This is a genomic window from Halomonas sp. AOP43-A1-21, from assembly GCF_052376775.1.
GTDB classification, from domain to species: domain Bacteria; phylum Pseudomonadota; class Gammaproteobacteria; order Pseudomonadales; family Halomonadaceae; genus Vreelandella; species Vreelandella colorata.
This window is the reverse complement of record NZ_JBQSWC010000001.1, coordinates 221669-233418: the sequence shown is the minus strand read 5'-3', so window position 1 is coordinate 233418 and position 11750 is coordinate 221669. Positions and strand designations below refer to the sequence as shown.

Annotated in this window: 10 protein-coding genes; all 10 read left to right on the top strand. The window is 56.4% G+C overall.

The genetic code is table 11. The annotated features are described in order from the left end of the window. Positions 1–9: 9 nt before the first annotated feature. The 10 genes from tsaE to ACT3R7_RS01060 all read left to right on the top strand — a co-directional run bounded on the left by tsaE (position 10) and on the right by ACT3R7_RS01060 (position 11660). Positions 10–507, top strand: coding sequence for a tRNA (adenosine(37)-N6)-threonylcarbamoyltransferase complex ATPase subunit type 1 TsaE (gene tsaE / locus ACT3R7_RS01105; protein WP_192537103.1), 498 nt, complete (start codon positions 10–12; stop codon positions 505–507). 20 nt (positions 508–527) lie between these two features. Continuing rightward, positions 528–1976 (top strand): N-acetylmuramoyl-L-alanine amidase, encoded by a 1449-nt coding sequence (locus tag ACT3R7_RS01100; protein WP_225736064.1) that lies wholly within the window; start codon positions 528–530, stop codon positions 1974–1976. A gap of 8 nt (positions 1977–1984) precedes the next feature. Then, positions 1985–3931, top strand: a complete 1947-nt coding sequence (mutL, locus tag ACT3R7_RS01095) for a DNA mismatch repair endonuclease MutL (RefSeq protein ID WP_441676243.1) — start codon at positions 1985–1987, stop codon at positions 3929–3931. Between the two features lie 67 nt (positions 3932–3998). Continuing rightward, entirely contained in the window at positions 3999–4937 is a 939-nt protein-coding gene (gene miaA / locus ACT3R7_RS01090) for a tRNA (adenosine(37)-N6)-dimethylallyltransferase MiaA (RefSeq protein WP_018915702.1), read from the top strand. A 151-nt stretch (positions 4938–5088) separates the two neighbouring features. After that, positions 5089–5337, top strand: a complete 249-nt coding sequence (gene hfq / locus ACT3R7_RS01085; protein WP_009099947.1) for an RNA chaperone Hfq — start codon at positions 5089–5091, stop codon at positions 5335–5337. 37 nt (positions 5338–5374) lie between these two features. Continuing rightward, positions 5375–6685 (top strand): ribosome rescue GTPase HflX, encoded by a 1311-nt coding sequence (gene hflX, locus ACT3R7_RS01080; protein ID WP_192537112.1) that lies wholly within the window; start codon positions 5375–5377, stop codon positions 6683–6685. 124 nt (positions 6686–6809) lie between these two features. Further along, positions 6810–8087: an FtsH protease activity modulator HflK gene (gene hflK / locus ACT3R7_RS01075; RefSeq protein WP_417421026.1), complete on the top strand. Its 1278-nt coding sequence runs from the start codon at positions 6810–6812 to the stop codon at positions 8085–8087. Continuing rightward, a complete protein-coding gene (gene hflC / locus ACT3R7_RS01070; protein WP_192537114.1) occupies positions 8088–8984 on the top strand; it encodes a protease modulator HflC in 897 nt (298 codons plus the stop codon). It abuts the gene before it with no gap. A gap of 184 nt (positions 8985–9168) precedes the next feature. Next, positions 9169–10362: an ATP phosphoribosyltransferase regulatory subunit gene (locus ACT3R7_RS01065; protein ID WP_417421024.1), complete on the top strand. Its 1194-nt coding sequence runs from the start codon at positions 9169–9171 to the stop codon at positions 10360–10362. Then, positions 10362–11660: an adenylosuccinate synthase gene (locus tag ACT3R7_RS01060; RefSeq protein WP_192537116.1), complete on the top strand. Its 1299-nt coding sequence runs from the start codon at positions 10362–10364 to the stop codon at positions 11658–11660. Before ACT3R7_RS01065 ends, ACT3R7_RS01060 begins: the two co-directional genes overlap by 1 nt. The last annotated feature ends 90 nt before the right edge of the window (positions 11661–11750 follow it).

The window sequence follows — 11750 nt, the reverse complement described above, 5'->3', positions numbered from 1 at the left end:
GCAGCCCGCATGCAGGTGCAATTGGATAACGAAGAGGCACAAGTCGCCTTTGGTGAGGCGCTGGGACGCGCCTTGCAGGGGCGTGGGCGTATTTATCTGGAAGGTGACTTAGGTGCCGGTAAAACGACGTTAACGCGTGGCATATTACGTGCCTACGGCCATCTTGGTGCGGTAAAAAGCCCGACCTATACGCTGGTCGAACCTTATGAGTTGGATGCACAGCGTATTTATCATCTGGACCTCTATCGTGTGGCAGACCCTGAAGAGCTTGAGTTTATAGGCGGTCGCGATGTGCTTTCAGACGAGGCCATCTGCATCATTGAATGGCCAAGCCGAGGTGAAGGCTGGCTGCCCGCGCCTGATATTCGCTTGTCGCTTGCGGTAGCTGATCTGGGGCGTCAGGTTACGTTAACGCCCTACAATGAACATGGCGAACGCGTCCTTAACAGGCTGCAGTCCACTATGTTGTTCAAGCAGTCAGAAGACGGTACCCCTTCATGGTCATAAGCAGTAAAAAAACCGGCTTTATGCGCTTTATAACGCCAGGGCTGATTGCGCTGATGGCAGGGATCTCTTCGGTGCAGGCCGCCAACGTTGAAAGTATGCGTTTATGGGCCGCCCCTGACCATGCACGACTTGTATTTGATCTTTCCGGGCTAACGAGTGCTAACGTTTTCGCACTTGATAATCCCGAGCGCTTGGTGATTGATCTGGACGAGAGTGTTCTGAATACCGATGCCTCTACGCTTCCATTAGAGGGCAGCGCTATTGACGCTGTGCGCACCGGCACGCGCGACGGGGGCGGTTTGCGCGTAGTGCTTGAGCTCAATCGCGAGGTTGAACCGCGTCATTTCGTGCTGCCCCCCAATGATCAATACGGCCACCGCCTGGTGGTTGATCTTGAGTACCCAGGTGAAAGCGCGGTTGAAAACCCCATCGACCCGATCGAGGCGATGATTCGCGACCAGGAAATGCTTGCCCAGCAGAGCAATGCCCAGGCGCAAGCGCAAGTGCCGGGCAGCCAGGTGGTGCCCGAGGCACCGGCTGCACCTGTTGAGGTTCAGCCGGCGCAGCCCCATCCCCAGCGCGATATTATTATTGCGGTTGATGCGGGGCACGGTGGTGAAGACCCGGGCGCTATTGGCCCCGCAGGTACGCGTGAAAAAGACGTGGTGTTGAATATCGCACGACGCCTAGCTTCGGATATCAACAACACGCCGGGCTTCAAGGCGGTGCTGACGCGGGACAGCGATTACTATATAGGGCTACGCCAGCGCACCCAGCTGGCGCGTGAGCAAAAAGCGGACTTTTTTGTTTCTGTGCATGCGGATGCCTTTAACAGCCCGCGTCCTGAAGGCAGCTCGGTTTATGCGCTTTCACAGCGTGGTGCTACCTCGGAAACCGCGCAGTGGCTGGCCGATAGTGAAAACCGCGCGGATTTGATTGGTGGGGTGGATGGCAGCCTTTCATTGCGTGATAAAGACCAGGTGCTGCGAGGCGTTTTGCTCGATCTGACCATGACGGCTACGTTAAACGATTCGCTCTCTATCGGTGGGCAGGTGCTCGAACAGCTGGGGCGGATTAACCGCTTGCACAAATCACGTGTCGAGCAGGCAGGCTTTATGGTTCTGAAGTCACCTGATATTCCTTCGCTTTTGATTGAGGTCGGATTTATTTCCAACCCCGCCGAAGAGCGTCGACTGCGTGATCCTGTTCACCAGCAGGGGCTTGCAACGGCTATTTTTAGTGGTCTACGCGCGCACTTTGAGCGTAACCCACCGCCGACGAGTCTATTGGCATGGCAGCGCGACAATCAGCGCCGGCCCACGGGCAATGAATATCGGATTCAGTCCGGCGATACGCTCTCCTCGATTGCCGTACGCCATGGCGTGCCGGTGAATCAGCTTCGCCAGGCCAACGATTTAAGTGGTGATGTTATCCGTGTGGGCCAAGTTTTACGTATTCCCAACTCTTGAGGTATCTGGTGTCTGAGTCGATCTCTCTATCGCCGCGTATTCAAGTCCTCGACCCTCGCCTGGCTAACCAGATTGCTGCGGGGGAAGTGGTTGAACGCCCGTCGTCGGTAACCAAAGAGCTGATTGAGAATGCCATCGATGCGGGTAGTCAGCGCATCGAGGTGGAAATCGAGCAGGGCGGGGCACGGCTCATAAAAGTGCGCGATGACGGTATCGGCATTGGTGAAGACGACCTTCCGCTGGCGCTGGCGCGGCATGCCACCAGCAAAATCGGCAGCCTGGAAGACCTGGAGGGCGTTAGCTCGCTGGGCTTTCGCGGGGAGGCGCTGGCCTCAATAAGCTCTGTGTCACGGCTTGAGCTTATCTCTAACGCCGACGAAGATCCGCGCAGCGGCTGGCGAGTGGTGGCGGAAGGGCGCGGTATGGAGGCGCGGGTAACGCCAGCACCACATCCGCGTGGTACAAGTGTCGCAGTACGCGACCTGTTCTTTAATACCCCCGCGCGGCGCAAGTTTCTGCGTACCGAAAAAACCGAATTTGCTCATGTGGAAGAGGCATTTCGGCGTCAGGCGCTTTCGCGTTACGACATTGCCTGGGTATTGCGACATAACCAGAAAATCGTGCACCAGTTGCCCCCTGGCCACTCAGCGGCAGCACAGGAACGTCGCATCGCCTCGCTGTTGGGTAAAAACTTTATCGAGCACGCACGCTATATCGAGCGTGAGGCAGGCGGCCTGCGCCTGAGCGGTTGGGTGGGCTTGCCTACGCATTCGCGCTCCCAGGCAGACCAGCAGTACTTTTTCGTTAATGGGCGTGTCGTGCGTGATCGCCTGGTGGCCCATGCGGTGCGACAGGCTTACCGCGACGTGCTGTATAACGGTCGTCATCCGGTGTTTGTGCTGTATTTGACCCTGGATCCCGATGTAGTGGACGTCAACGTTCACCCTACCAAGCATGAAGTACGCTTTCGTGATGGGCGCATGGTGCATGACTTTCTCTACTCCAGCCTGCACCACTGTTTGGCGACATCCAGGCCGACGCAAGAGGGTGAAGATGAATCCATTGACGCGGCGGGTTCGTCAGCGGAACAAGACAGCGGTGAGGTAGCCGAGCCTGGCACCGAGCCTGATCAAGCCCAAGCCACGCCTGCGTGGCAGCAGCAGGGAATGGCGCTTTCGCAAACGCCAGATCGACACCCTGGGGCTGAAAAAGTACGCCGCTTTATGCAGGGCTATCAGGCGCTGCATCCCGGGCATGAAGAAACACTGCTAACCCCGCAAACGCCGGGTGCCTGGGCCGCTGAGGCTCAGCCTGTCCGCGAGGTTCGGGAAGCCCCCATTGCGATGCCTGAAAGCGACCCTACCAGCGCACCGCCGTTAGGCTTTGCGTTGGGGCAGCTGCATGGTGTCTATATTTTGGCGCAAAATGCCCAAGGGCTAGTGCTAGTGGACATGCATGCCGCGCATGAGCGGATTGTGTATGAGCGCATGAAAAACCAGCTTGCAGCGGCCGAGGGGATTGATACCCAGCCGCTGCTGGTGCCTGTTTCTCTGGCTGCCAGCCGTGCGGAGGTAGCCACGGCTGAAAGCGAGCAGGAGGCCATTTCTCGGTTAGGAATTGAGCTGGATATTGCCGGACCAGAAACGCTTTTAGTGCGCCAGTTGCCGGCACTATTGGCCCAGGCAGACCCTGAGGCGCTGGTGCGTGAAATGCTTGAAGAGCTAGCCCGCTTCGGGCGCACTCGCCAAGTCGAGGCGCGGATTCATGAATTGCTTTCCACCATGGCCTGCCATGGCAGCGTGCGTGCCAATCGGCGGCTAACCATTGAGGAGATGAATGCGCTGCTGCGCGATATGGAGCGTACCGAGCGTAGCGACCAGTGCAATCATGGCCGGCCTACCTGGGCGCAAATGGGTTTAAAAGCGCTTGATCGATTATTCTTGCGCGGTCAGTAGTCACACGGCCAGTCACCGTTAGGCTGGCCCCTTCCTGTTATTTCTTTTTGGCGGAGTTTGCCACCAAATGGCTGATACACGCCCCTGGGCGATTTTTTTAATGGGGCCCACGGCGGCCGGAAAAACCGATACCGCGATAGCGCTTCACGAACAACTTGGGCATGAGCTGATTAGTGTCGATTCGGCGATGGTTTACCGCGGCATGGATATTGGCAGCGCAAAGCCCAATGCTGCGGAACTTGCCCGCGCGCCGCATCGGTTGATTGACCTTCGTGACCCCACGGAGCCTTATTCGGCGGCTGATTTTCGACAAGACGCGCTTAATGAGATGCGGCAAATTAGCGCAGCGGGAAAGGTGCCGCTACTGGTTGGCGGCACCATGCTGTATTACAAACACTTGGTGGAAGGCGTGGCGAATATGCCCGCCGCTGACCCGGTGATTCGTGAACGCTTAGCCGCGCAGCGGCAGGCTGAAGGCTTGGAGGCGTTGCATCAAACGTTGATGGATGTGGATCCAATATCCGCGCAGCGGATTCATCCCAACGACCCGCAGCGCCTGATGCGCGCACTGGAAGTCTATTACGCCAGTGGCCGACCGATGAGTGAGTTATGGAAAGAGCAGCAGCCAGAAACCTTTCCCTGGCGGGTGTTGTCGATAGCCTTGTCGCCCAGCGACAGAAGCGTTTTGCATGCGCGTATTGAAAAACGTTTTACCGCTATGCTGTCAGAGGGCTTGATAGATGAGGTCGCTGCCCTCAAAAAGCGTGATGACCTGCATATCGACCTTCCTGCCATGAAGAGTGTCGGCTATCGTCAGGTGTGGGAGTATCTTGATGGTGAGTACGATTACGCGGCGTTGAAAGAGCGCGGTGTGATTGCTACTCGCCAGTTGGCTAAGCGTCAGCTAACGTGGTTAAGAAGCTGGTCGAATCTTACCTGGATTGATTCACAGCAGGCGGGCGTAGTGGATAAGACGCTGAAATTCGTGCGTGAAAGCGGTGCTTAGCGTAAGATAGTGATTTCGTAAGTATGTGTTTTCAAGTGGCCGGATGGCGCTTTGACAACACAGGCCTTTCGGGCAAAAAAAGATTGCGGCGTAGCACCAGTAGGGCGCGCCATTAATAACCAACCCCAACGACAGTTTTAGGGAGAGCAACATGTCCAAAGGGCAGTCCCTTCAAGACCCGTACTTGAATATTCTGCGCAAAGAGCGCATTCCGGTCTCTATCTTTTTGGTGAACGGCATTAAGCTGCAAGGCCAAATCGAATCGTTTGACCAGTTTGTCATCCTGCTGCGTAATACGGTTAGTCAGATGGTTTATAAGCATGCTATTTCCACGGTGGTGCCTTCGCGCAATGTGCGTTTGCCGGCACAGGATCCAGCCGCACCCGATGCGGATATTTAACACCGCTGGATGAGCCATAGAGTCCACGAGGTATTGATTGTTTTTTGAACGCCCTGAAGCCGGTGAGACGGCAGTTCTTGTTCATGTAGACTTCCATGATGAGCAAGCACGTGAAGATCCGGGTGAGTTCTTGGAGCTCGTGCGCTCTGCAGGTGCAGAGCCCGCGACGCTGCTCACCGCCAGTCGTCAGCGTCCTGATTCTCGAACCTTTATTGGCTCGGGCAAGCTGGAAGAGCTGCGAGCGTTGCTCGCGGCTCACCAGGCGGAACTCGTGATCTTCAATCATAGTTTAAGTCCTTCCCAGCAGCGCAACCTTGAGAAAGAACTCAAGTGTCGTGTTCTCGACCGTACCGGTTTGATTCTCGATATTTTTGCGCAGCGGGCACGAACCCATGAAGGTAAGCTGCAGGTTGAGCTTGCTCAGTTAGAATATATGTCCACGCGCCTTGTACGCGGATGGACGCACCTTGAACGCCAGAAAGGCGGTATTGGTCTGCGCGGCCCCGGTGAAACGCAGCTGGAAACCGACCGCCGCCTGTTAAGAGGGCGCATCAAGTCGATCAATAAGCGCCTGGATAAAGTGCGCAGCCAGCGCGAGCAGAATCGCCGCGCCCGTGCACGCGCTGAAATTCATAGCGTATCGCTGGTAGGCTATACCAACGCGGGTAAATCAACGCTGTTTAATGCGTTAACCAATGCCGAGGTATACGCCGCCGACCAGCTGTTTGCAACGCTAGACCCAACGTTAAGACGCCTTGAAATTGAAGACGTGGGCCCCGTGGTAATGGCAGATACGGTTGGTTTTATCCGGCATTTGCCCCACAAGCTTGTCGAGGCGTTCCAGGCAACGCTCCAGGAGGCGGCTGAGGCCACGCTGCTGGTGCACGTTATTGATGCTGCCGATCCTGATCGCGAGCTAAACGTTGAGCAGGTAGAGCGGGTATTGAAAGAGATCGGCGCCGATAACGTGCCGGTTCTTCAGGTAATGAATAAGATCGATAAGCTTGATAGCGCACCGCGTATTGAGCGTGACGGCCATGGCGTGCCTGAAGTAGTTTGGCTATCAGCCCAGCAAGGGCAGGGGCTTGAATTACTTCATGAGGCGCTTAGCGAACGTCTGGCGAATGACGTTATCGGTTTTTCACTGACGCTGACGCCGGAACAGGGCAAACTGCGAGCAGGGCTTCACGAATTGAATGCCGTGCGTGAAGAAGCGTTTGATGAGCAGGGGCGTTCGGTGCTGGATGTTCGACTGCCACGCCGCGACTTCAATCAGTTAATGGCCCAGCTCGGTGAGCGTGCCAATACGTATTTGCCCGAAGCGCTGCGCGAAGCTGATGAGTGGTAAGTGATTAGCTACCGATCATGTGAAAATTGTAATAACAGATTGATATAGCAATAATTTCAATAAAGCGCATCGGTTTGCCCGCTGGCATGCGGTGTGCAGGTGAGCACCTTAGTGGAGACGAAGTATGGCCTGGAATGAGCCTGGTGGTGGCAACCAGCACGACCCATGGAGTGGTGGTGGCCGACGCGGTGATAAGGATGGTGGTAACCGTGGCGGCAACGATGGGGGCAATCGTGGGGGGAATAATGGGGGCAACAATCAAGGGCCACCCGACCTTGATGAAGCACTCAAAAAGTTTCAAGACAAGCTAAACGGTATGCTCGGCGGTGGCGGCAAGAAGAAAGGCGGCGGCAAGCGAGACGGCGGTGGGGGAAAACCACGCAACTCACTCGCATTGCCAGGCCTTTTGGTTGTCGTGGCACTAGCGATATGGGCGGCATCCGGCTTCTATCTTGTCGATCAGTCCGAGCGTGGCGTAGTGCTACGTTTTGGCGAGTATCAGGGCGTTGTTCAGCCTGGCCTGCAGTGGAATCCGCCGCTGATTGACGATGTGCGCATGGTTAACGTCACGCGAGTGCGTTCCGTGTCACAAACGCAGTCGATGCTGACGCGCGATGAAAACATCGTGGAAGTGGAAATTTCTGCGCAGTATCAGGTACAGGATCCACGCGACTTCGTACTCAATGTGCGTGATCCTGCGCTGTCTATCGAAAACGCACTCGATTCCGCGCTGCGCCACGTCGTAGGCGGTACGGATATGATTGATATCCTGACTTCTGGGCGTGAAATTCTGGGCAGCTCGGTGGCGAGTCGTCTGCAGTCTTACCTGGACGCTTATGGCGCCGGTGTTCGTTTGCAGACGATCAACATTGAGTCTACGTCTGCGCCAGCGCCCGTTATTGATGCCTTTGACGACGTTATTCGGGCACGTGAAGACCGTCAGCGTACCATCAACGAAGGTATGGCCTACGCCAACGCAATCATTCCGGCCGCACAAGGCCAAGCCCAGCGTGTTGTTGAGCAGGGTCAGGGGTATCGCGAGTCGGTAGTTGCCGAGGCCCAAGGTCAGGCCAACCGCTTTAATGCACTGCTGACCGAGTACCGCAACGCGCCTGAAGTCATGCGTGAGCGCATGTACCTGGACACTATCGAGGCAGTGTTTGGCCAGACGCCTAAAGTTCTAATGGATGTCAGCGAAAACGCCCCGCTTATGTATCTACCGCTTGATCAGATGCGCGGTAATAGCGAACGCAGTGGTTCATCATCTAGCGGTAGCAATAACAGCAGTAACACGGGTGGCGAAGAGCTGGATCCGCGCGTAATTGAAAGCCTGCGTGGCAGCCAAGGTAGCAGCAGTTCTTCGTCTTCAGGTAGTAGCTCCATCCGCAGGGAGGGCCGGTAAATGATTAATAATCGATCCCTGCTGATCGTAGGCGGTTTGGCAGTTGTGGCGTGGTTGGCAAGCAATAGTCTGTATGTTGTTGATGAAACTCAGCGCGCCGTCAAGCTGCGCTTTGGTGAAGTCATCGAAGAAAACATTCAGGCGGGTTTGCACGTTAAAATCCCGGTTGCCCAAACGGTGCGTAAATTTGATACCCGTTTGCTTACGCTGGATACCGACACAAGCCGCTATCTGACGCTTGAGCAGAAAGCGGTAATTGTTGATTCCTACGTCAAGTGGCAGGTTATCAACCCGACTCGCTATTATGAGGCAACGGCAGGCGATGAAATGATGGCGATTCGCCTCATTCAGCCGCGTGTTGATGAAAGTCTGCGTAACGAGTTTGGTCGGCTAAACCTGCAGGAAATTATCGCTGAGCGCCGCGACGACCTTATGATCGGTCCCACGGAAGAGCTTGATAACTTGATGCGTGAAGAGCTGGGTGTGGCGATACGCGATATCCGAATCAAACGTATCGATCTGCCGGAAGATGTCTCGGCCGCCGTATTTGAGCGTATGCGCTCAGAGCGTGAGCGTGAAGCCCGCGAATGGCGTGCCCAGGGTCAGGAAGAAGCCGAGCGTATTCGTGCTAACGCCGACCGTCGTCGTCAGGTACTTATCGCCCAGGCCAATGAGCGTGCGGAAACTTTGCGCGGTGAGGGTGATGCTGAAGCGGCTGGCATATTCTCTGACGCGTATGGGCAGGATCAGGAGTTTTTCGCTTTCTGGCGTAGCCTGAATGCCTACCGTGAAAGCTTCGCAGGCGATGATAATCTCATGGTGCTTGAGCCGAGCAGCGACTTTTTCCGCTACTTGCGCAGCGCCAACCCTGGCGCAGAAGCGGGTGAGGCAGAGTAAGCCTGTGTGGGGATGAAGTTTGCCAGGCAGCATGATGCTTGGCGGGGTTCATCCCTGCGATAAACGTGGTAGACTTAATTGAACCGGGCGTCGCCCGGTTTTTTTGTGGCCCTCATTTACCGTTAATGCGTTAAATGCGTATTTATCGAGCCCGGGGCTTTCATTGTCTTGCAGGATTGTTCACATGACCATCGCTGACCGCTGGCTGTTGCCCGACGGCATGGATGAGGTGCTTCCGCCTCAGGCAAGCCGCATGGAAGAGCTGCGCCGTGCGCTGCTTGATCTATATCATTGCTGGGGCTATGACCAAGTAATGCCGCCGCCGGTGGAGTTTCTAGACTCCTTACTTACCGGTACGGGTACCGACCTTGATCTGCAAACCTTTAAGCTTACTGACCAGTTAACGGGCCGCATGATGGGCGCCTCGGCGGATGTAACGCCGCAGGTAGCACGTATGGATGCCCATTCGCTCAAGCGTCAAGGGCCGGTACGCTTGTGCTACTGCGCCAACGTACTGCGCGCTAAAGCCGATCAGCATCAGGGCGGTCGTAGTCCGGTTCAGGTGGGCGTTGAGCTGTTTGGTCATGCGGGATTAGAGGCCGATAGTGAAATCATTCACTTGGCGCTGGCCAGTCTAAAAGCAGCGGGCGCTGGCGAAATACATCTGGCCCTTGGCCATATTGGTATTTATCGTAGTCTGGTGGAAGCCGCTGCGCTGAATGACCAGCAAGAGAGCGCGCTGTTTGAAGCGCTGGCATTAAAGTCACCTGGCCAGTTGGCACAGCAAGTAGCGGCGAGCGTGAGCGACCCTGCCTTGGCGGATATGTTCATGGCGCTGGGCGAGCTTCATGGTGATGCTGGAATACTGGGTCAAGCGCGCGAACGCTTTGCCGGTGCGCCCGTATCGGTGACCGCTGCGCTTGATCAATTGGATGCTCTTTATCAGGGCATATTAGCCCGCTTTGATGTCTCGCTTTATTTTGACCTTGCGGAGCTGCGCGGCTATCAATACCACACGGGTATGATGTTCGCTGCCTATGTGCCGGGCTACGGCCATGCGCTGGCCAAAGGCGGCCGCTATGATGATACGGGGCGTGCCTTTGGTCGTGCACGCCCAGCCACTGGCTTTTCAATGGATCTCAAGCAGCTGGCATCATTGGCCCTGGCTTCGCCAGGCAAAGGCGCAATTTGGGCGCCCGCCGAAGAGAACGAGTCTCTCAACGCTGCCATTGTTGCACTGCGAGAGCAGGGAGAACGCGTGATTCAAGCGCTGCCTGGGCAGCGTACTGGGCCGGCGGAGCACGACTGTGACCGCCGTCTTGAGTTTATCGATGGCTGTTGGCAGACAACGGCCCTGACACAAGAGACGAGTGCATAATGGGTAAGAATGTCGTAGTCCTGGGCACCCAATGGGGTGATGAAGGTAAAGGCAAAATCGTCGACCTGCTCACTGAGTCAGCGGCGGCGGTAGTGCGTTTCCAGGGTGGCCACAATGCGGGCCATACGCTGGTGATTGACGGTGAAAAAACCGTGCTTCACCTCATTCCGTCGGGCGTTTTGCGCCCGGGCAAAACCTGCGTCATCGGCAACGGGGTGGTGCTGTCTCCCGAAGCGCTGATCAAAGAGATTCGCGAGCTTGAAGACAAAGGTGTACCGGTGCGCGAGCGCCTGCGCCTGTCGCCTGCCTGCCCGCTGATTCTGCCATATCACGTGCGTCTGGATCAGGCGCGTGAAAAAGCCCGCGGCGTTGCTAAGATCGGCACCACTGGGCGTGGTATCGGCCCTGCTTACGAAGACAAGGTAGCGCGCCGCGGCCTGCGCCTGGGCGATATGCTCCACCGCGAGCGTTTCGCTTCCAAGCTGGGTGAAGTGCTGGACTACCATAACTTCGTGCTGGTCAACTACCACGGCGAACCGGCGGTAGACTTCCAGGAAGTACTGGATAGCGCTATGCAGATGGCCGATGAGCTGCGCCCGATGGTGTGCGACACGGTCAGCATGGTCCATGATCTGCGCAAGGCTGGTGAGAACATCCTGTTTGAAGGCGCTCAGGGCTCGCTGCTGGATATCGACCACGGTACCTATCCCTACGTGACCAGCTCCAACACCACGGCTGGCGGTACCGCCACCGGTTCTGGTGTAGGCCCGCTTTACCTGGACTACGTACTGGGTATTACCAAAGCGTACACTACTCGCGTAGGTTCCGGACCGTTCCCCACGGAGCTGTTCGATGACCACGGCCGCCACCTGGCTGAGCGTGGCCACGAGTTTGGTGCGACCACCGGTCGTCCGCGTCGCTGCGGTTGGTTTGATGCCGTCGCGCTACGTCATGCGGTACAGATCAACTCGGTTTCCGGTATCTGCCTGACCAAGCTTGACGTACTCGATGGCCTGGAAAATATTCGCGTCTGCGTAGGTTATCGCAGTAAAGATGGCGAAGTGCTGGACAACCCGGTTGATTCTGAAGGCTACGAAGCTGTCGAGCCGCTTTACCAGGATCTGCCAGGCTGGAAAGAGTCGACGCTGGGCGCCAAGAAGGTGGAAGACCTGCCGGCAAATGCGCGTTCCTACATCAGTTTCCTGGAAGAGCAGGTGGGTACCAGCATCGATATCATCTCGACCGGCCCGGACCGCGTTGAAACGATTGTGCTGCGTAACCCGTTTACCGGCGAATAAGCTATTCGTAATGCAAGGCTGGACCCGTTCCGGCAATCGAAAAGGGGCGCTCAGGCGCCCCTTTTGCATGCTATGTGGTTAAAATTAGCG

Bases quoted from the DNA above. Each gene is read 5' to 3' on its own strand.
- tsaE (WP_192537103.1), top strand. From the start codon at position 10: ATGCAGGTGCAATTGGATAACGAAGAGGCACAAGTCGCCTTTGGTGAG.
- ACT3R7_RS01100 (WP_225736064.1), top strand. From the start codon at position 528: ATGCGCTTTATAACGCCAGGGCTGATTGCGCTGATGGCAGGGATCTCT.
- miaA (WP_018915702.1), top strand. From the start codon at position 3,999: ATGGCTGATACACGCCCCTGGGCGATTTTTTTAATGGGGCCCACGGCG.
- hfq (WP_009099947.1), top strand. From the start codon at position 5,089: ATGTCCAAAGGGCAGTCCCTTCAAGACCCGTACTTGAATATTCTGCGC.
- hflK (WP_417421026.1), top strand. From the start codon at position 6,810: ATGGCCTGGAATGAGCCTGGTGGTGGCAACCAGCACGACCCATGGAGT.
- hflC (WP_192537114.1), top strand. From the start codon at position 8,088: ATGATTAATAATCGATCCCTGCTGATCGTAGGCGGTTTGGCAGTTGTG.
- ACT3R7_RS01065 (WP_417421024.1), top strand. From the start codon at position 9,169: ATGACCATCGCTGACCGCTGGCTGTTGCCCGACGGCATGGATGAGGTG.
- ACT3R7_RS01060 (WP_192537116.1), top strand. From the start codon at position 10,362: ATGGGTAAGAATGTCGTAGTCCTGGGCACCCAATGGGGTGATGAAGGT.